The sequence below is a fragment of the Agromyces sp. ISL-38 genome (assembly GCF_018613935.1).
Taxonomy (GTDB): domain Bacteria; phylum Actinomycetota; class Actinomycetes; order Actinomycetales; family Microbacteriaceae; genus Agromyces.
This window is the reverse complement of sequence record NZ_JAGGPF010000010.1, coordinates 236,027-256,882: the sequence shown is the minus strand read 5'-3', so window position 1 is coordinate 256,882 and position 20,856 is coordinate 236,027. Positions and strand designations below refer to the sequence as shown.

14 protein-coding genes are annotated in these 20,856 nt (G+C 69.2%); 9 read left to right on the top strand and 5 right to left on the bottom strand.

Annotated features, from left to right (window positions below):
* Window positions 1-3 precede the first annotated feature (3 nt).
* From J7E25_RS11415 to J7E25_RS11405, 3 genes are all read left to right on the top strand, one after another.
* Entirely contained in the window at window positions 4-924 is a 921-nt protein-coding gene (locus tag J7E25_RS11415; protein WP_214870262.1) for a carbohydrate ABC transporter permease, read from the top strand.
* A 31-nt stretch (window positions 925-955) separates the two neighbouring features.
* Window positions 956-2,707, top strand: coding sequence for an ABC transporter substrate-binding protein (locus tag J7E25_RS11410; RefSeq protein ID WP_214870261.1), 1,752 nt, complete (start codon window positions 956-958; stop codon window positions 2,705-2,707).
* Between the two features lie 561 nt (window positions 2,708-3,268).
* A complete protein-coding gene (locus J7E25_RS11405) occupies window positions 3,269-5,020 on the top strand; it encodes an ABC transporter substrate-binding protein (protein ID WP_214870260.1) in 1,752 nt (583 codons plus the stop codon).
* A 215-nt stretch (window positions 5,021-5,235) separates the two neighbouring features.
* Here the strand turns inward: J7E25_RS11405 and J7E25_RS11400 are convergent, their stop codons facing one another.
* From J7E25_RS11400 to J7E25_RS11390, 3 genes are read right to left on the bottom strand one after another with little or no spacing between them, the layout of a single operon-like run.
* Window positions 5,236-5,841 (bottom strand): YesL family protein, encoded by a 606-nt coding sequence (locus J7E25_RS11400; protein ID WP_214870259.1) that lies wholly within the window; start codon window positions 5,839-5,841, stop codon window positions 5,236-5,238.
* Window positions 5,838-6,842 carry a LacI family DNA-binding transcriptional regulator gene (locus J7E25_RS11395; protein WP_214870258.1) on the bottom strand — a complete coding sequence of 335 codons (1,005 nt, stop codon included), beginning with the start codon at window positions 6,840-6,842 and terminating at the stop codon, window positions 5,838-5,840. The genes J7E25_RS11400 and J7E25_RS11395 overlap by 4 nt, the downstream gene beginning before the upstream one ends.
* Window positions 6,836-9,169 (bottom strand): glycoside hydrolase N-terminal domain-containing protein, encoded by a 2,334-nt coding sequence (locus J7E25_RS11390; RefSeq protein WP_214870609.1) that lies wholly within the window; start codon window positions 9,167-9,169, stop codon window positions 6,836-6,838. Before J7E25_RS11390 ends, J7E25_RS11395 begins: the two co-directional genes overlap by 7 nt.
* Before the next feature lie 66 nt (window positions 9,170-9,235).
* On the opposite strand from J7E25_RS11390, the gene J7E25_RS11385 reads away from it, so the two are divergent.
* The 4 genes from J7E25_RS11385 (at window position 9,236) to J7E25_RS11370 (ending at window position 16,745) form a co-directional block, all read left to right on the top strand.
* Window positions 9,236-11,308, top strand: a complete 2,073-nt coding sequence (locus J7E25_RS11385; RefSeq protein WP_374196229.1) for a beta-galactosidase — start codon at window positions 9,236-9,238, stop codon at window positions 11,306-11,308.
* Complete coding sequence (locus tag J7E25_RS11380; protein ID WP_215005062.1) at window positions 11,305-13,890, top strand: glycoside hydrolase family 3 C-terminal domain-containing protein; 2,586 nt, start codon at window positions 11,305-11,307, stop codon at window positions 13,888-13,890. Before J7E25_RS11385 ends, J7E25_RS11380 begins: the two co-directional genes overlap by 4 nt.
* A gap of 119 nt (window positions 13,891-14,009) precedes the next feature.
* A complete protein-coding gene (gene xylA, locus J7E25_RS11375; protein ID WP_214870256.1) occupies window positions 14,010-15,203 on the top strand; it encodes a xylose isomerase in 1,194 nt (397 codons plus the stop codon).
* Window positions 15,204-15,311: 108 nt separating this feature from the next.
* On the top strand, window positions 15,312-16,745 hold the full coding sequence (locus tag J7E25_RS11370) for a xylulokinase (RefSeq protein ID WP_214870255.1): 1,434 nt from the start codon (window positions 15,312-15,314) through the stop codon (window positions 16,743-16,745).
* Between the two features lie 2 nt (window positions 16,746-16,747).
* Here J7E25_RS11370 and J7E25_RS11365 read toward each other — a convergent pair whose 3' ends face one another.
* Window positions 16,748-17,230 (bottom strand): DUF2004 domain-containing protein, encoded by a 483-nt coding sequence (locus J7E25_RS11365; protein ID WP_214870254.1) that lies wholly within the window; start codon window positions 17,228-17,230, stop codon window positions 16,748-16,750.
* 15 nt (window positions 17,231-17,245) lie between these two features.
* Window positions 17,246-18,121 carry a signal recognition particle-docking protein FtsY gene (ftsY, locus tag J7E25_RS11360; RefSeq protein ID WP_214870253.1) on the bottom strand — a complete coding sequence of 292 codons (876 nt, stop codon included), beginning with the start codon at window positions 18,119-18,121 and terminating at the stop codon, window positions 17,246-17,248.
* A gap of 104 nt (window positions 18,122-18,225) precedes the next feature.
* On the opposite strand from ftsY, the gene J7E25_RS11355 reads away from it, so the two are divergent.
* Window positions 18,226-19,194, top strand: coding sequence for a TIGR03885 family FMN-dependent LLM class oxidoreductase (locus J7E25_RS11355; RefSeq protein ID WP_214870252.1), 969 nt, complete (start codon window positions 18,226-18,228; stop codon window positions 19,192-19,194).
* The gene (locus tag J7E25_RS11350) at window positions 19,191-20,855 is read left to right on the top strand and encodes an alpha-amylase family protein (protein ID WP_214870251.1); all 1,665 of its coding nucleotides are present in this window, start codon (window positions 19,191-19,193) and stop codon (window positions 20,853-20,855) included. Before J7E25_RS11355 ends, J7E25_RS11350 begins: the two co-directional genes overlap by 4 nt.
* Window position 20,856: the final 1 nt, after the last annotated feature.

The window sequence follows — 20,856 nt, the reverse complement described above, 5'->3', positions numbered from 1 at the left end:
CCCATGAGCAACACGACCTTCGGGGTACGCCGGCGCGGTGGCGGCGACATCATCTTCGCGATAACGAACTACTCGGTGTTCATCGCGCTTGCGTTCCTGTGCGCCTACCCGTTCTACTTCCTCATCATCAACTCGATCAGCGCCAACGACGTCTCCGCCCTCGGGCAGGTGCGCTGGTTGCCGGTCGACGTCCACCTCGAGAACTACGCGCAGGTGCTGCAGCTGAACGGCCTGCCCATGGCGGCCATCGTCAGCATCGCTCGCACCGCGATCGGCACCCTGGCCGCCGTGCTCGCCTCCGCCTTCCTCGGCTTCATGTTCTCTCAGAGCAAGATGTGGGGCCGGCAGTTCTGGTACCGGTTCGTCATCATCACCATGTACTTCAGCGCCGGACTCATCCCGGTGTTCATCGTGATGAAGACCCTCGGCCTCACCAACAACTTCTGGGTGTACGTCGTGCCGTTCATCGTGCAGCCGTTCTTCATCATCCTGGTGAAGACGTACGTCGAGGCCATGCCGGAGTCGCTTCAGGAGGCCGCCGAGATGGACGGCGCGAACATCCTGCAGATCTTCTTCCGCATCTTCCTGCCGAACATGACGCCGATCCTCGCGACGGTGGCCATCTTCTCGGCGGTCGCCCAGTGGAACTCCTTCCAGGACACCTTGATCTATGTGACCGACCAGAGTCTGTACACCCTGCAGTACCTGCTCTACATGTTCATCAACCAGGCCAACAGCCTGGCCCAGGCCGCGCAGAACTCCGGCGGCAACCTCTCCGGCATCATCACTGCGGCGACCACCCAGACGCCGACGTCGATCCGGATGACCGTGTCGGTGCTCGTCGTGCTGCCGATCATCTTCATCTATCCCCTGTTCCAGCGCTTCTTCGTGAAGGGCATCATGCTCGGCGCGGTCAAGGGCTGACCGCCTTCGGGCACAATCTGAAAGGAAAGCAATGAAGCTCCCTAAGAAGGCGGTCGCCGTGGCGTCCGCTCTGGCGATGGTCGGCCTGCTGACCTCGTGCATCGGCGGCGCCCCAGAGGCCGAACGCGCCGCCATCACCGAGTTCCCCGACAAGTGGGACGACGAGATCACGATCGACGTCTTCGACGAACTCGCGAACTACATGGGCGTTCAGGAGGGCTGGTTCGCCGACGTCGTGAAGAAGAAGTTCAACATGAAGCTGAACATCATCGCCCCGAACGTCGCCGGCGGCGGCGACACCCTCTACAACACCCGCGTCTCGGCCGGCAACCTCGGCGACCTCATCGTCGTCGGCAAGGGGAAGAAGCTCGACGAGCTCGTCAAAGGGGGACTGGTGTCTGACAGTTCGCCGTACTACCCGGCGATGGAGAACGTCGAGAAGTTCGACACCGCCGTCACGCATCTCAACGACGGCAAAGACGGCGTGTACGCCTTCCCGACGTCGGTGTCGTCGATCAAGCCGACCGAGCCCTCGGAAGGCATCGACCCGACCTTCGGGCCGTACGTTCGCTGGGACCTCTACAAGCAACTCGGCTACCCGGAACTGAACACCCTCGAGGACCTCCTTCCGGTGCTGAAGGACATGCAGGACCTCGAGCCCACCGCCCCCAACGGCGCGAAGGTGTACGCCATCTCCCTGTTCAAGGACTGGGACGGCAACATGATGGTCACGGCGAAGCAGCCGACCACGTTCTACGGCTACGACGAGCGCGGCTTCGTGCTGGCGAAGGCGGACGGCTCGGACTATCAGGGCCTCCTCGACGACGACGGCGAGTACCTGCGCACGCTGAAGTTCTACCACGAGGCCAACCAGCTCGGACTGGTGGACCCAGAGTCGACGACGCAGAACTACGACACCATGTGGTCGAAGGTGCAGAACGGGCAGGTGCTGTTCTCCTGGTGGCCGTGGCTCGGCCAGGCCGCATACAACACCGACGCGAACACCGCGGCGGGCAAGGGCTTCGAGCTTGCTCCGCTCAAGGACATGACGGTGTTCTCCTACGGTGCGGAGGCGTACGGCGCAGGGCCGGTCATCACGATCGGCTCGAAGGCGAAGGACCCGGAACGCATCGCCGCCTTCATCGATTGGCTGTACTCGCCGGAGGGCACCTACGTCAACAACAGCCAGACCATGGGCGCCGCCGGTCCGCAGGGTCTCACCTGGGATCTCGACGACTCCGGCCAGCCGGCGCTGACCGAGCTCGGCAAGCAGGCCTTCATCGGCGGCGAGGCCGAGGTTCCGGCCGAGTGGGGTGGCGGCAGCTACATCGACGGCGGATCGACGCTGAACGTGTCGGCTGTCCTTCCGGCCGACGTCGACAAGGAGACCGGCCTGCCGTTCAGCTACAAGTCCTGGCCGTCGTACCAGGAACTCGTGAAGACGCCGCTCTCGGAGGACTGGAAGGCCAAGATGGGCGACGCGCCGACCACGATGGACTACCTGAAGGACAACGACCAGCTGCTCGTCGCGCCCGGTGCCAGCTACACGCCGCCGGCCGACCCGTCGGAGATCGAGACGCTGCGCAACCAGGTCAAGGCCGTGATTGTCCAGTACTCGTGGAAGATGTCCTTCGCCGGCAGTGAGGCGGAGTTCGACACGCTGAGAGCCGACCTGCAGGAAGAGGCGAAGGGGCTGGGGTACGACAAGGTGCTCGAGTTCGACATGGAGACCGCCAAGGCGCAGAACGAGGCGCGCGAGGAGGTGGCCGAGAAACTCGGCTGATCTTCGCGTGAAGCAGAACACCCCCGGACGTGCGTCCGGGGGTGTTCTGCGTGCGAGGCGCTGCCTTTGGTGTCGCTTCACGGCCGACGGATGTCCTGCGGCCCAGGACGGCGGATGAGGCTGCAGAGCATGCGATGGGTCGGGAGCCGAACACCGTGCCTCGACCGGCAATGGTGAGAGCGCGCCCAACGTTATGGAGGCGTTATCGACAAAGGTTTGACGAATCCGGCTCAGACTGGATATCGTCGAAGCGGTTCGATTGTTGCACCACCGAACAAATTCGAACTGCACATCATCACAAAGGAGTGACATGAGTGGGCGCATGAATACCCGGACTCATCCCGGTGGTGCACGTCCTGCCGTTCATCGTGCAGCCGTTCTTCATCATCCTGGTGAAGACGTACACCGTGATCTACGTGACCGATCAGGGTCTGTACACCTGCAGAATCTGCTGCCGGTCATCTCATCTATCCCCTGTTCCAGCGCTTCTTCGTGAAGGGCATCATGCCTCGACGCGGGTCAAGAGCTGACCGCCTCCGGGCACAATCTGAAAGGAAAGCAATGAAGCTCCCAAAGAAAGCGGTCGCCGTGGCGTCCGCTCTGGCGATGGTCGGCCTGCTGACCTCGTGCATCGGCGGCGCCCCAGAGGGCGAACGCGCCGCCATCTCCGAGTTCCCCGACAAGTGGGACGAGGAGATCACGATCGACGTCTTCGACGAGGTCGCGAACTACATGGGCGTTCAGGAGGGTTGGTTCGCCGATCTCGTGAAGAAGAAGTTCAACATGAAGCTGAACATCATCGCCCCGAACGTCGCCGGCGGCGGCGACACCCTTTACAACACCCGCGTCTCGGCCGGCAATCTCGGCGACCTCATCTTCGTCGGCAAGGGGAAGAAGCTCGACGAGCTCATCCAGGGCGGCCTGGTGCTCGACAGCGCGCCGTTCTACCCGGCGATGGAGAACGTCGAGAAGTTCGACACCGCGGTCACGCATCTCAACGACGGCAAGGACGGCGTGTTCGCCTTCCCGACGCAGGTGTCGTCGATCAAGCCGACCGAGCCCTCGGAAGGCATCGACCCGACCTTCGGGCCGTACGTTCGCTGGGACCTCTACAAGCAGCTCGGCTACCCGGAGCTGAACACTCTCGAGGATCTCCTTCCGGTGCTGAAGGGCATGCAGGACCTCGAGCCCACCGCCCCCAACGGCGCCAAGGTGTACGCCCTCTCCCTGTTCAAGGACTGGGACGGCAGCGGGATCGTCACGGCGAAGCAGCCGCCCGCGTTCTACGGCTACGAGGAGATGGGCTTCGCTGTGGCGAAGCCGGACGGCTCGGACTACCACGCCCTCCTCGACGATGACAGCGAGTACCTGCGCACGCTGAAGTTCTACCACGAGGCCAACAAGCTCGGACTCATCGACCCCGAGTCGACGACGCAGAACTACGACACCATGTTCTCGAAGTTCCAGAACGGGCAGGTGCTGTTCTCCTGGTGGCCGTGGCTCGGCCAGGCCGCGTACAACACCGACTCCAACACCCAGGCAGGGAAGGGCTTCCAGATCGCCCCGCTCGAGGACATGGACGTGCTCGCGTTCGGTGCCGAGGTGTACGGCGCCGGGCAGACCGCCTCGATCGGCTCGAAGGCGAAGGACCCGGAGCGCGTCGCCGCCTTCATCGACTGGCTGTACTCGCCAGAGGGCACCTACGCCAACAACAGCCAGACCATGGGCGCTGCGGGGCCGAAGGGCCTCACCTGGGATCTCGACGACTCCGGGCAGCCCGTACTGACCGAGCTCGGCAAGCAGGCCTTCATCGGCGGCGAGGCCGAGGTTCCGGCCGAGTGGGGCGGTGGCAGCTACATCGACGGCGGTTCAGCCCTGAACGTCTCCATGGTGCTTCCGGCCGACATCGACGAGGCGACCGGCCTCCCGTTCAGCTACAAGTCCTGGCCGTCGTACCAGGAACTCGTGAAGACGCCGCTCTCGGAGGACTGGAAAGCCAAGATGGGCGACGCTCCGACCACGATGGACTACCTGAAGGACAACGATCAGCTGCTCGTCGCGACCGGCGCCAGCTACACCACGCCGACGGACTCCTCGGAGATCCAGACATTGCGCAAGCAGGTCGAGCCGGTGATCGTCCAGTATTCGTGGAAGATGGTGTTCGCCGGAAGCGACGCCGAGTTCGACCAGCTGAAGGCCGACATGCAGGCAGAGGCGAAGGGGCTGGGGTACGACAAGGTCCTCGAGGTCGACCTGGAGCGCGCCAAGAAGCGCAACGAGGAGCGCGACAAGGTGGCCAAGGAATTCGGCTGATCCACGCGTGAAGGAGAACACCCCCGGGCATCTGTCCGGGGGTGTTCTGCGTGTGAGGTGAATGTCGCTGGCGTGCAGCGCGACTGACCTCTTCGGCCCAAGACGGCGGGTGCGACAGCCGATCATGCGATCGGCAGGGAAGCCGGTACTGCGTGCCGTGGACCCAGCGGCGTGCCGCAGAGCCGGTCGCCGAAAGCTACGGGATCTCTCGGATGCTACGGGCGGTGCCGTGCGAAGGCGCTGCGGAACAGGAAGGCGGCGGCGTAGGCGGCGACCGAGAAGCCGATGGTTCCCATGATCACCAGGAACGGCGGGAAGAGCACGCTGATGCACACGAGCGCCACCGGGATCATCAGCAGGCCGAACGTGCGCACGGGTTCTGCGGCGGCGAGCAGCAGGGCGTTCTTCAGGGTGCGGCGGATGCCGTCGTCGAAGGTCGCCACAAGTGCCATGGCGTAGAGGAACGCCGCGAAGAGGTAGACGGCGGCGAGTGCGGCGATCACGCCGGCGGCGGTGCCCAGCGACGTCGGCGTGGAAAGCCAGAACACGGCACTGAACGCGAGCAGCGCGACGGGCCCCAGCAGGGCGAGGGCGGTGAGCGCGCCGCGGCGAAAGTTGCGCATGAACGCGGGGAAGAAGTCGGCCACAGGGCGGCCGGTCTCGTCGTCGGAGTAGCGGATGGTGACCTCGAACAGCGCGCTTGTCGCGGCGCCGATCGTGACGATCGGAACGCACGAGACGAGGTACATCAGATTCAGTGCGACGAACTCGATGAACGTCGACAGCCCTTGCACGGAGCGGCTGTTCGGGTCGATCCTCATCGGACGGCGACCTCCGCCCGCTCGGGCGCGGACGCGCCGCGCGACGAGGCGAGAACCGCCGGCAGCAGGCGCACCTTCGGGGTGCTCTCACCGGCGAGCAGAGCGATGATCGCCTGCGTTGCGGCCCTTCCGAGCCCCTCCGCCGGCAGGTCGATGCTGTCGATCAGGGTGGGCACAGTGCGCGCGATGTCCGCCGGGCAGAGGGCGACCGCCTCGAGCCCGTCGACCGTCGCGGCGCGCGCAGCGACGTGGGCCAGTGCACCCTCGTTGTGGATGAAGAGGCCCGTCACATCGGGGTGCTCAACGAGCACGGCGTTCAGCACCCGGACGGACTCGTGCGTGGTGGGGCACTGATGCACCGTCGCCGGGATGTCGTGCTCCGCGCACGCGGCGAGGAAGCCGCGGGTGAGTCGTTCGGCGTAGGAGGTGTGCCGGTCGATCACCTCGCGCGGCGAGCCGAGCAGGGCCACCCGGCGGTGGCCCAGCGCGATCAGCCGCTCGGCCGCCAGGCGGCCGGCGGCCTCGAAGTCGAAGTCGACGCAGGTCAACTCCTCAGCGCCGCGGGGCAGGCCGACCAGCACGCTCGGGGCGGCGAGTTCACGCAGCGTGGCGATGCGGGGATCGTCGGACTCGACATCCATCAGCAGGAGCGCATCGACCATCGAAGCGCCGGTCGCCCGGTGCAGACCCTCTGCGTCGTCGCTGGTCAGCAGCAGGATGTCGTAGTGGTGCACCCGTGCCTCGCGCACGATGCCGGCGACGATCTCCATGACGACGTGCACGTCGACTCCGGAGCGCAGCGGCGCCTGCAGGCCGATCACGTTCGTGGATCGCGACGCGAGAGACCGGGCGCTCGCGTGCGGTCGGTACTCGAGCGCGTCGATCGCGCGCTCGACGCGCTCCTTCGTGTCCTGCGAGATCGTCCTCTTGCCGCTCATCACGTATGAGACGGTCGAGATGGAGACCCCGGCGGCATGTGCGACGTCTGCGATGGTCACCATCGGTTCCCCCTTGGTTCGATGAGAGCGGGCTGTCCTGCGGTGAGGACGATGGATCGGATGCCGATACCGGGCCCGCTCATCTCTATTGTGGTGTGCCGGTCGCTGCGAAGCCGCACTTTCGCGACCTCGCCGCGCTCCCAGTCGATGTCGACGGTCACGCCGCCTCTGGCGCGCAATCCGCGTACGCTTCCGGCCGGCCATTGCGGGGGCAGCGCGGGCAACAACAGCATCCGCTCTTCGTGCGATTGCAGCAGTGCCTCTGCGACGCCGGCGGTGAGGCCGATGTTCCCGTCGATCTGGAACGGCGGGTGCGCGCTGAACCCGTTCGCGTACAGGCCGCCACGGTGCCCGTGGCCGTCGACGGGCGCCGGACGCAGTGCCATCGTGATCTGTTCGTGCACGCGTGCGCCGTCGCCGAGTCGCGCCCACATCGCGGTGCGCCAGGCCAGCGCCCAGCCGGTCGATTCCCGCCCGCGGGAGAGGATCGATGCGGCCGCCGCGGCGGCGAGCGACGGTGTGCGAGTCGGTGTGATCTGCGCGAGAGGGAACAGGCCGACCAGGTGCGACAGGTGCCGGTGATGCGGCTCGGTGTCCTCTCGGGGCCGGTCCCATTCGCGCATGGTGCCGTCGGCATCCACCGCGGAGTCGGGGAGCACGGTGACCAGAGCGAGAAGCTCGGCGATCCACGACTCGTCGACGCCGAGCACGGCCGCCGCCCGCACGCAGGCCGTCGCCAGGGCACGGAGCAGCGCGACGTCCATCGTCGAGGACTCGCCGACGCCGGTCACGGTGCCGTCGTCTGCGAGGAAGTGGTTCTCGGGCGAGGTCGAGGGGCTGGTGTAGGTCCGTGTGCCGTCGGCCTGGATCCACGACAGCGCGAACTGCGCGGCCGAGGCGAGTACCGGCCACGACTGCGCGCGCAGCTCGTCGATGTCGCCGGTGAACGCGTAGCGCTCCCAGAGGTGCAGGCTCAGCCAGACGCCCCCCATCGGCCAGAACGCCCAGGCCGGATCGCCGTGGCCCGCTCCGACCGGTGCCGCATGCCCCCAGGCGTCGGAGTTGTGGTGCGCCGCCCAGCCGTCGGCGCCGTGCAGTTCGCGCGCGACAGTGGCACCGGATCCTGCGGCGAGCCGCCGGATGAAACGCAGCAGCGGGGTGTGGCACTCGCTGAGCGCCGTCGTCTCGGCGGCCCAGTACGCCATCTGCAGATTGATGTTCGTCGTGTACGCGCTCGACCACGGGCCCGGAATCTCCGCGTTCCACAGGCCCTGCAGCGTGAGCGGCAGCCCGGTGTGCCGCGACGAGGACAGCAGCAGATAGCGGCCGTAGTGGAAGAGGAGGGCGGCGAGCCCGGGGTCGGGGCGCCCCTGTGCGGCCGCGATCCGCTCCTCGGTGCTGAGCTCGACCGCATCGTCTGCCGACGGGAGCGTCACTGCGCAGCGCAGGTACAGCTCGCGGTGTGCGGCGAGGTGCGCCTCGTATCGCCGGGTGGCCTCGGCGGCCGCATCCGCCCCGATCTCACCCAGTGCGGCGACCGCCCTGGTCGGGGCATCGGCATCCGACTCGGGCTCACCGGGAATCGACGGCGCCGTCGCGGTGCCGATGACGAAGGTGTGGGTGCGTGCGGGCTCGGTGACCAGCATTCCGTGCTCGATGGATGCCGCGCCCGCCGACCGCACGGCGATCGCGCCGTTGCGCCCCTCGCCGTAGCGGACCGGTTCCGACGTGGTCGCGTGCCCCGGGGCCACGTCGATCGGCAGCAGCAGTTCACGGACGAGGCCGTTCGGCACGGCGGTATCCGGCCCGGCCGGTCGAAGCAGGCTCCCGACGCGCAGCCGCACGCGCACCGGAGCATCCGACTCGATTCGATGCACGATCGCGCCGCCAGCGGAGTCCGCCCAGGTCTCGTGCCGCACGCGCCCGTACTCGAGCCGGGCGGTCGCCGTCGTGAGGTCGAGACTGCGGCGGCATCCGTCGCCGAAGACGCCGTCGACCTCGACGTCGATCCAGCCCAGCGGCAGGAACGCCTGCACCCACGGGGTCTGCTGACGCAGGAGGAGCCGTTCGGCCTCTGCGGCATCGCCGCGAGCGATGGCGGCGCGCACCGCGTCGAGTGCGGCGTCACCGCGATCGGCGACGCCGGCCAACGGATCGCCGGGTATGCCGGACCACGCGGTGATGTCGTTCAGCCACAAACGCTCGGCGCCGGGGCCGCCCTGACAGGATGCCCCGCGCACGCCGTTGCCCACCGGGAAGGCGTCGGTCCACCGCTCGGCCGTGCGATCGGAACGCAGCACGTGAAGGGCTTCGCGAAGCATCGTGGACATCGGCACGTGGCTAGTATATGGTCTCGTTGTTGAAGCGCTTCGACAATCGCACAGATGAGAGAGAAAATGTCGATGGAGACACCTGCCACCGGCGCATTCGGGACCTTGACGGCCGAACGCGGCATCCTGTTCGGCGGCGACTACAACCCCGAGCAGTGGGAGCCGTCGGTCTGGCGGGAAGACGTCGAGCTGATGCAGCAGGCCGGCGTCAACCTGGTCACGGTCGGCGTCTTCAGCTGGGCGCGCATCGAGCCGTCTCCCGGTGTGCGCGACTTCGCCTGGCTCGATGAGGTGCTCGACCTGCTGCACGCTGCCGGCATCGCCGTCGACCTCGCCACGCCCACCGCGTCGCCGCCGCCCTGGCTCGGGGTGCGGCATCCCGAGACCCTGCCCGTCGACCCCGACGGCGTGCGCCTCGTCGCCGGTTCGCGCAACCAGTTCTCCCCCGCGTCGAGGGTCTATCGCGAGCACGCGCTCGCGATCACGCGCGACCTCGTCGCGAGGTACGCCGATCATCCGGCCGTGCACATGTGGCATGTCGGCAACGAGTTCGGACAACTCGACTTCGGCGACGAGGCCGCCCGCGAGTTCCGCAGCTGGCTGCGTGCTCGCTACGGCACCATCGAGCAGCTCAACGAGGCCTGGGCGACGACCTTCTGGTCGCAGCGATACGACGACTTCGAGGAGATCATGCCGCCGCGGCGCATGCCGTACCTGGTCAACCCGACGCAGTCGCTCGACTTCCGTCGGTACACCTCCGACCAGTTGCTGCGCTGCTATGTCGAACTCCGCGACGCGATCCGGGACGCCGGGGCGAGGCAAGCGATCACGACGAACTTCATGGGGCCGTTCGAGCACGTCGACTACCGGTCGTGGGCCGGCGAGGTCGACGTCATCGCCGACGACCAGTACCCGGACCCCTCCGACCCGGACTCGCCCGCCGACTACGCCCTCGTGCAGGACCTGATGCGCTCCCTCGGCGGGGGCCGCCCCTGGATGCTCATGGAGCAGGCCGCCACCATGTCGTGGCGGCCGCACAACGTGCCGAAGTCGCCCGCGCGCGCCCGGCTCGACTCGCTGCAGGCCGTCGCGCGCGGCGCCGACGCCATTTGCTACTTCCAATGGCGCCAGTCCCGCGCCGGCGCGGAACGCTTCCACTCCGGCATGTTGCCGCACGCCGGCGCCGATACCGAGGTCTTCGCCGGGATCTGCAGGCAGGGCGCCGAGCTGCGCGCGCTGCGCGAGGTCGTCGGCACCACGGTATCCGCCGACGTCGCATTGCTCTTCGACTGGACGAGCTGGTGGGCCGGCGAGACACCGGGCCGGCCCACCGATCGGCTCTCCACCCTCGAGCAGCTCAGGCGCTGGTATCGCGAACTGTGGCGGCGCGGCATCTCCGCCGACATCGTCGCGCCGGGTGACGACCTCTCGGCGTACCGCGCGATTCTCGTGCCGCACAGTTACGTGATCGAGCCGGCCGCCGCCGCTGCACTTCACGACGCCGTCGCCGCCGGCGCTCATCTGGCGATCGGTCCGTTCAGCGGTGTCGCCGACGAACGCGGTCACATCCTGCAGGGCAGATCGCCTGTGCTGCTGCGCGACCTCGTCGGCGTGAGCGGCGAGGAATGGTGCCCGCTGCCCGGCACGACGCCGATTCGCGCCGCGGCGGGCTGGACTCCTGACGGCGAGCTCGCGGCCTCGACCATCGCGGAGAAGCTGCGCGCCGACGGCGCCGAGGTCCGCGCGACCTTCGCGACCGGCCTCCTCGCCGGCCGTCCCGCGGTCACCCGGAACGCGGTCGGGAACGGCGTCGCCTGGTACGTCGGCGCGGTGCCGTCGGACGACCTGCTGTCGGCGGTGCTGCACGAGGTGCTCGCATACGCCGGGGTGCACGGCGCCCTGCAGCCGTCTGCCGAGGCACACGACCTGCCGGCCGACGCGCGCCACGAGTTCCTGCCGCCCGGCCTCCAGGCGGTGCGTCGCGGCTCCCTCCTGTTCCTGCTGAACCACGGGGACGAACCCGTCTCAGTCCACGTGCCGACCGGCGCGGTCGATCTCCTGACCGATGAGCGCACGGGAGCCACCGTCGTCGTGGCACCCGAAGACGTGAGAGTACTGAGCGAAAGGCGAACGGCGTGAAGTTCACGGATGACTACGTTGACGAGACCGGGCATGACGCCCCTGCTCGCGGCGTGATGACGGGCGACGCGTTCCGCCAGCCGTTCCGCGACCCGAGCAGGCCCGCCGCCGAACGCGCCGGCGACCTGCTCGGCCGCCTGACCCGCGAGGAGCGGATCGCGATGCTGCACCAGGTGGCGCCCGCGATCGAGCGGCTCGGGATCGCCGAGTTCCGCACCGGCTGCGAGGCGCTGCACGGCGTGGCGTGGCTCGGCACGGCGACGGTGTTCCCCCAGCCGGTGGGCCTGGCCGCCTCGTGGGATGCGGACCTGCTCCGCCGGGTCGGCGAGGTCGTCTCCACCGAGGTCCGCGCGAAGAAGGCCGCCGACCCGTTGGTCAGCCTCAACGCGTGGGCGCCGGTCGTGAACACGCTGCGCCATCCCGCCTGGGGGCGCAACGAGGAGGGATACGCCGAGGACCCGCACCTGACGGCGCACCTGGCGACGGGGTACTGCCGCGGGTTGCGTGGCGACCACGAGCGGGTCTGGCGCACGGTGCCGGCGCTCAAGCACTTCCTCGCCTACAACAACGAGACCGACCGCTCGGCCACCTCGTCGGAGATGTCGCTGCGCACGCTGCACGAGGAGGAGTTGCCGGCGTTCCGCGAGCCCATCGAGGCGGGCGTGGCCGGCGGCATGATGCTCGCCTACAACCGCGTGAACGGCACGCCCGCGCATACGCAGCCGGAGCTGGTCGCTGAGGCGCGCGGCTGGTCGGACGGATCGCTGGCGGTCGTCTCGGATGCCGGTGCGCCGTCGTTCCTCGTCAACATCCAGCGTGCACAACCCGATCACGTGCACGGCGCCGCGGCGCTGGTGCGGTCGGGCGTCGACTCGTTCACCGACGACGGCGCGAACGCCGTGCCCACCATCAACAACGTGACCGCTGCGCTCGAGGCCGGCCTGCTCGACGAGGATGACGTGGACCGGGCGGTGCTGCGGCTGCTCGAACTGCGGGTGCGCACCGGCGAGTTCGACGGCGACGGCGACCCGTACGCGGCGACCGGGCCCGACGCGATCGACCTGCCGGCGGCCCGCGAGCTGGCCAGGGAGGCCGTCGGCCGCTCGGTGGTCGTGCTGCGCGACGACCGGCGTGCGCTGCCGCTGCGTCCGCCCGCGTCGATCGCCGTGGTCGGTCCCATGGCCGACACCGTGCTCACCGACTGGTACTCGGGCACGCCGCCGTACTCCGTGGGTCTCGCCTCCGCGCTCGCGGAGCGCTTCCCCGACGCCGCCGTCGAGGTCGCGACCGGTGCTGACACGGTCGCGCTGCGCGCCGCCTCGAACGGCCGGTACGTCGTCGCCGACGAGGCCGGCTCCGTGGTCGAGGCCGCGGGCGACGGCGAGTCGACCGCATCGCTGTTCGACGTCGTCGACTGGGGCGACGGCATCCTGACGCTGCGCTCCCACGCCAGCGGGGGCCTGCTCACGGGCGGGGCCTGGCCGATGCGGGCCGACGCCTCCCGGGTCGGCGGCTGGGTCGTGCAGGAGAGCTTCCTCCGCCACGTGCACGCCGACGGCACGTGGTCGCTGCTGCACCGCGGATCCGGCCGCTGGGTGCGGGTGGCGCGCGATGCGGGCCTGCTCGCCGCTGAGGCGGTCACGCTCGCCGAAGCGGAGCGATTCGACGTGCGCACCGTGCGAAGCGGACTCGACGCGGTGGCGGATGCCGCGGCCGCGGCCGACGTGGTGATCGTCGCCGTCGGCAACGATCCGCACCTCTCCGGCCGTGAGACGGAGGACCGCCCGCATCTCATGCTGCCCGACGCGGCGGTCGACGTCTGGCGGGCCGCCAGCGGGTCTTCAGAGCAGGCGGTGCTCGTGATCGTGTCGAGCTATCCCTACGTGCTCGGCGACGCCGATGACGCGGCGACGATCGTGTGGAGCAGCCACGGCGGTCAGGAGCTCGGGCATGGCCTCGTCGACGTGCTGTCGGGCGACCGGGAGCCCGAGGGACGCCTCACGCAGTCGTGGCCGGCCAACCCGGCGCAGGCCGGCGACCTGTTCGACTACGACACGCTGCGCCAGCAGGCCACCTATCGGCACCGGCCCGGCCGGGCGGCCTTCGCGTTCGGGCACGGGCTGACGTACTCGAGCATCGCGTACGAACGCGTCGAGCTCGTCGACGACGAAACGACGCCGCCGTCGCCGACGCACCGGCATCCCGCCCTCGTCGCCGCGCCGGGCGATCGCGACGTTCGCGCGCTCGTCACCGTGCGCAATCTCGGCGACCGGGCGGCTGAGGAACTGGTGCAGCTCTACGCGCTGCCCGACCCGGCACTGCGCCTGGCGGCTCCGCGCCGCCTGCTCGTGGCCTTCGAGCGCGTGCGCCTGGAGCCCGGCGAGGTGCGCGTGGTCGAGCTCGGGTTCGCGGCCGAGCGGCTCGCCGTGTGGGACGACGAGGTGCGCATCGACGGCGCCCCCGACGACTGGGTGCACGCCGGGGCCCTGCGGGTGCAACCCGGTGCGTACCGGGTCGCAGCGGGTCCCTCATGCGACGACCTGGCGGTGTCGGAGGTCCTGCACGTGGTCCCGCCGCGCTGACGACGCGATCCGCCGGGCTCGCCCCGGCGGATCGCGGCTCGCCGGCTTGCATCCACCCCACGAGCAGGTTATGTTGATTTTGCCAACAAATCATCGAAGACGCTGAAAGGCGGATCCCCATGGCCAGCGCGCCCACCCGCGACGACAAGTTCTCCTTCGGCCTCTGGACGGTGGGCTACAACGGCACCGACCCATTCGGCGGCCCGACCCGCGAAGCGCTCGACGTCGTGCATGTCGTCGAGAAGCTCTCGGAGCTCGGCGCCTACGGCCTCACCTTCCACGACGACGACCTGTTCGCCTTCGGATCGACGGATGCCGCGCGCCAGACCCAGATCGACCGGCTGAAGCAGGCCCTCGCCGACACCGGCGTCATCGTGCCGATGGTCACCACGAACCTCTTCAGCGCGCCCGTGTTCAAGGACGGCGGGTTCACGTCGAACGACCGCGCCGTGCGCCGCTTCGCACTGCGCAAGGTGCTCCGCAACATCGACCTCGCCGCCGAGCTCGGCGCGAAGACGTTCGTGATGTGGGGCGGCCGCGAGGGCGCCGAGTACGACGCAGCCAAAGACATCCGCCAGGCGCTCGAGCGCTATCGCGAAGCCGTGAACCTGCTCAGCGACTACGTCACCGACAAGGGCTACGACCTTCGCTTCGCGATCGAGCCGAAGCCCAACGAGCCGCGCGGCGACATCCTGCTGCCGACGGTGGGCCATGCGCTCGCGTTCATCGACTCGCTCGAGCGACCCGAGCTCGTCGGGCTGAACCCCGAGGTCGGACACGAGCAGATGGCGGGTCTCAACTTCGCCGCCGGCATCGCGCAGGCGCTGTACCACGACAAGCTCTTCCACATCGACCTCAACGGCCAGCGCGGCATCAAGTACGACCAAGACCTCGTGTTCGGGCACGGCGACCTGCACAACGCCTTCGCCCTCGTCGACCTGCTCGAGTTCGCCGGCTCGGACGGCGGGCAGACCTACACCGGTCCCCGCCACTTCGACTACAAGCCGAGCCGCACCGAGGACGAGACGGGCGTCTGGGACTCGGCCGCCGCGAACATGCGCACCTACCTGCTGCTGAAGGAGCGCGCCGCGGCCTTCCGCGCCGACCCCGAGGTGCAGGAGGCGCTCGAGGCGGCGCAGGTCTTCGAACTCGGCCAGCCCACGCTGAACGACGGCGAGTCGTACGACGACCTCCTCGCAGACCGCAGCGCCTTCGAGGACTTCGACACGGCCGCCTACCTCGGCGGCCACGGCTTCGGCTTCGTGCGCCTGCAGCAGCTCGCCACCGAGCACCTGCTGGGCGCGAGGCTCTAGCCTCGCCCGAAGGGGGCAGCTGCATACCCGGAGGCGCCTCCAGCGCCGACGGGTATGCAGCGCGAGCCTCGAGATCGAGACATGCAACGACCTGAGGGAGAACATTCAATGCCGCTCGTCGCCGGCGTCGACTCATCGACGCAGTCGTGCAAGGTCGTCGTGCGCGACGCCGCGACCGGTGCGCTCGTTCGCACCGGCCGGGCGCCGCACCCCAACGGCACCGAGGTGGATCCCGAGCACTGGTGGCTCGCGCTCCAGGCCGCGATCGACGACGCGGGCGGACTCGACGATGTCGCGGCGGTCTCGATCGCCGGGCAGCAGCACGGCATGGTCGCGCTCGACGCGTCGGGCCGCGTCATCCGCCCAGCCCTGCTCTGGAACGACACACGTAGCGCCGATGCCGCCGCGGCCCTCACCGAGGAGCTCGGCGCCGCCGAGTACGCGCGCCGCACGGGTCTCGTGCCGGTGGCCTCGTTCACCGCGACGAAGCTGCGCTGGCTCCGCGACCACGAGCCCGAGAACGCCGAGCGGGTCGCGGCGGTCGCCCTCCCCCACGATTGGCTCACATGGCGGCTTCGGGGCTACGGCCCTGCGGATGCCGCGGATGCCCCGCTCGGCCCCGACCTCGACGCACTCACGACCGATCGGTCCGACGCGTCGGGCACGGCCTACTGGAACCCCGAGACCGGGGAGGTCGACGCCGAGCTCCTGGAGCTCGCGCTCGGCCGGACGCCCCGCACGCCCCGAGTGCTCGGGCCCGCCGAAGCGGCCGGACGCACACCCGCCGGAGCGCTCGTCGCAGCCGGCGCCGGCGACAACGCCGCCGCGGCACTCGGACTCGGCGCCGGCCAGGGCGATGCCGTCGTCTCCATCGGCACGAGCGGCACGGTCTTCGCCGTCACCGGGCGACCGGTGCACGATCCGACTGGCGCCGTCGCCGGGTTCGCCGACGCGAGCGGCGCCTTCCTGCCCCTCGTGGCGACGCTGAACGCGGCGCGCGTGCTCGGCTCGATCGCGTCCCTCCTCGGCGTCGACGCAGACGAGCTCGCGACGCTCGCACTCGCCGCCGAGTCGGGCGCCGACGGGCTCGTGCTCGTGCCGTGGTTCGAGGGCGAACGCTCTCCCGACGTGCCGAACGCGCGCGCAGAGCTCAGCGGCATGTCGCTCGCCTCGACGACGCGCGAGAACCTCGCACGAGCGGCGGTCGAAGGGATGCTCTGCGCACTCGCCGACGGGCTCGACGGCATCCGTCGCGCCGGCGTCGTGGTCGACCGCGTGCTCCTCATCGGGGGCGCGGCTGCGAATCCCGCAGTGCGCGAGATCGCCGGCCGCGTCTTCGACGTCGCCGTCGACGTGCCCGCGCCCTCGGAGTACGTCGCCGACGGTGCAGCGAGGCAAGCGGCGTGGGCGCTCAACGGGGCACTCCCCGCGTGGTCGGCTGAGATCGCGACGTCGGTGCCCGCGCACCCCGATGCCGCGATGCGCGAACGGTACCGCGACGCCGCGAACGCACTCGCGGCGCGCGCCGGCTCTCGGGCCTGAGCTCAGGCGTCGAAGCGCACGTCGACGATCTCGCGCCCGATGTCGATCGAGGCGACGAGCCGGGCCTCGGTGTCTTCTGGGGCGAGCCCGTACTCGAACTCGGCGAAGACCTCGCCGGGGCCATCGGCGTCGGGCCGGAGGTCGACGCGAACAAGGCTCAGTGAGCGAAGCACGTCGATGTCGTGATCGCCGGAGTCGCGGTGGATCGCCGCGCGGGCGGCATCCGCCTCTTCGCCGTTCAGGATCGCCTCGAGGAAGCGCATCACCGCGCTGCCGCCCGAGTCGATCTGGTTCACGAATGACGAGCGCAGTTCGTCGTCGATGAGCTCGAGCTCGCCGACCATGCCGGCTGCCGCGTCGAGCGACGCCGTCGAGACCCTGTCGTCGTCGGCGTCGAGCACGACCTCGACGTCTTGGTCGCCGTACTCCTTGCGCTCCGCCCAGTAGTCGCCGATGAGTCCGAAGTAGTCGTGTTCGATCGCCATGTCGTTCCTCTTCTGTCAGCCGACGAGCTTCTGCGCGAAGACGTGGGGGGTGAATCCCGTGAGGTCGCCGATGCCCTCGCCCTGGCCGATGAGCTTGATCGGGAGCCCGGTCTTCTCCTGCACGGCGATGACGAATCCGCCCTTCGCCGAGCCGTCGAGCTTCGTGAGCACGAGTCCCGTGACGCCCGCGTGCAGGATGAACGCCTCGGCCTGTGCGAGCCCGTTCTGGCCCGTCGTGGCGTCGAGCACGAGCAGCACCTCGGAGATCGGCGCCTGCTTCTCGATGACGCGCTTGATCTTGCCGAGCTCGTCCATGAGCCCGCCCTTGGTCTGCAAGCGGCCGGCGGTGTCGATGATCACGATCTCGGTGCCGTCGCGCTTGGCCTGCTCCACGGTCTGGAAGGCGACGGATGCCGGATCTTGACCCTCGCGCTCGGGCCGAACCACTGACGCGCCCGCGCGCTCGGCCCAGGTCGCGAGCTGGTCGACCGCCGCGGCGCGGAACGTGTCGGCCGCACCGACGACGACGCTGCGGTCGTAGTTGCGGAGGAACTTCGCGAACTTGCCGATCGTCGTCGTCTTTCCGACGCCGTTCACGCCCACGACGAGCACTACGGCGGGGCGCTCGGTCAGCTTCAGCGTGGGGTCGTACTTCGAGAGGCGTTCCTCGATGAGCTCCCGCAGCATCCGTTGCACGTCGCGCGGGTCGGTGGTCTTGAATCGCTCGACCTGCGCCTTGATGGCCTCGACGATCTCCTCGGTGACGGCAGGACCGAAATCGGCCCGGATGAGCGCTGCCTCGAGGTCGTCCCACGTTTCGTCGTCGATCGTCTTCGCCCCGAAGACGCCGCGAAGGGCGGATCCGAGCGACCAGGATGCGCGTTCTGCCATGCGTCAAGCCTAGAGCGCGCGGTTACACCGATCGTGCGCCGCGACGCAAGGGGTTGTCGCCCTCCATCCGCCACGAGAGCCTCGATTGGACGAAAGGACAGCGGATGACGATCGTGGGATTCCACGCCTCGCACGAACAACTCCCCCCTGCACGTCTCCTGCACGCGGTGCAACGCGCCGAGGGGGCGGGCTTCGACGCCGCGATGTGCTCGGACCACCTCGCACCATGGAGCGTCCGGCAGGGCGAGTCGGGCTTCGCCTGGAGCTGGCTGGGTGCCGCCATGCAGGCGACCGGGCTGCCGTTCGGGGTCGTCACCGCGCCGGGCCAGCGATACCATCCGACGCTGACGGCGCAGGCCGCCGCGACGCTCGCCTCGATGTTCCCGGGCCGGTTCTGGGCCGCGCTCGGCAGCGGCGAGGCCATCAACGAGCACGTGACCGGCGAGCCCTTCCCGCCGAAGGAGGAACGCGACGCGCGGCTCCGCGAGACGGTCGACGTGATCCGGCGCCTCCTCAGGGGCGAGGAAGTGACGACCGACGGCCTCGTACGAGTCGACCGGGCTCGGATCTGGAGCCTGCCCGACGTGCCGCCGCCGCTCATCATCGCGGCCGTGAGCGCCGAGACCGCGCGTGATGGAGCGGAGTGGGCCGATGGCCTCATCACCGTCGACCAGCCCCGGCACGCCCTGCGCGACGTCATCGACGCGTATCGCGACGCCGGCGGTCATGGTCCCACCGCCGTGCAGGTGCACCTGAGCTGGGCGCCGACCGACGAGGAGGCACGTGCGATCGCACACGAGCAGTGGCGCAGCGGCCTCGTGCCCGCGCCCCTCGCCTGGGAGCTCGACACGCCCCAGGCCTTCGACGAGCGCACGGCGGATGCCACGCCCGACGACGTGGCCCGGACCGTGCAGGTCTCGGCAGACCCGGCGCGCCATCTCGCGAAGCTCACCGAACTCGCCGAACTCGGCTTCGACCGCATCTACCTGCATCATGTCGGCACCGAGCAGGACGCGTTCATCGACACCTTCGGCGAGCACGTGCTGCCGGCGCTCAAGGCGGTGGGCCGATGAAGATCACCGACCGCAGCGACCTCTGGTGGAAGACCGCCGTCGTCTACTGCCTCGACATCGAGACCTACATGGACTGGAACGACGACGGCACCGGCGACTTCGAGGGCCTCGCGCATCGGCTCGACCACCTCGCCGATCTCGGTGTCACCTGCATCTGGCTGATGCCGTTCCAGCCGACGCCCGACCGAGACGACGGCTACGACATCACCGATTTCACGGGTGTCGATCACCGCCTCGGATCGCTCGGCGACGTCGCGGAGTTCACGCGCACCGCGCGCGATCGCGGCATGCGGGTCATCATCGACTTCGTCATGAACCACACGTCGGACCGGCATCCGTGGTTCAAGTCCGCGCGGCGGAGCCGGACGGCGCCGCTCCGCGACTTCTACGTCTGGCGCGACGAACCGCCCGCGAAGCAGGCGAAGACGGTCTTCCCGGGCGAGGAGGACAGCGTGTGGGAGCTCGACGAGCGCACCGGCCAGTACTACCTGCACAGCTTCTATCGGCACCAGCCCGACCTGAACATCGCGAACCCGGGGGTGCGGGACGAGATCGCGAAGACCATCGGCTTCTGGCTTGAGCTCGGCATCTCGGGATTCCGGGTCGACGCCGTTCCGTTCCTCATCGAGCCGCCCGTAGGGGTCGAGATCGGCGACCCGCACGAGTTCCTCCGCGACATCCGCCGGTTCCTGCAGCGTCGCTCGAGCGACGCGGTGCTCCTCGGTGAGGTGAACCTGCCGTACGACCAGCAACTCGAGTTCTTCGGCCAACCGGGCGATCCGCCCGAGCTCACGATGCAGTTCGACTTCCTCGGGATGCAGCGGCTCTACCTCGCGCTCGCCCGGGAGGACGCCCGGCCGCTCGCCGAGATGCTCGCCCGGCGCCCGGCGCTCGAACCCGAGGCGCAATGGGTCAACTTCGTGCGCAACCACGACGAGCTCACGCTCGACAAGCTGAGCGACGACGAACGCCGGGAGGTGTTCGACGCGTTCGCGCCGGAGGAGTGGATGCGCGTCTACGGACGAGGTATCGCCCGGCGCCTTCCGCCGATGCTCGACGGCGAACCCCGCCGCATCCGGATGGTCTACAGCCTGCTGTTCTCGCTGCCGGGAACTCCGGCGCTCTTCTACGGCGAGGAGATCGGGATGGGCGAGAACCGCGAGGAGGGCGGCCGGATGACGGTGCGCACGCCGATGCAGTGGACCGGCGAGGCGAACGGGGGCTTCTCCCGTGCCGCGCCGCGCAAGCTCATCGCGACGCCGCCGACCGATGGCTATGCACCGGCGCACGTGAACGTCGAGGCGCAGATGCACGACCCCGAATCACTGTTCGGCACCATCAGGAGCTTCGCGGAGCGGTATCGCAGCTCTCCCGAGATCGGCTGGGGTGCCCTCGATGTGCTCGAGAGCGGAGATGACGCCGTGCTCGCGCATCGCATCACGGCTGATGTGGGCCGGTTCGTGGCGCTGCACAACTTCGCATCGAGGCCGGCGATCGTCAGTCTTGCGCTCGGGCCGGTCGCCGAGGAGTCGGTCCTGTCCGATCTCTTCCACGACGATCGCTACGACCTCGACGCGTCCGGGCGCATCGACGTGCAGCTCGACGCCTACGGCTATCGCTGGTTCCGCATCGTCGAGCCCGACGACCGCAGGCTCACGTGAG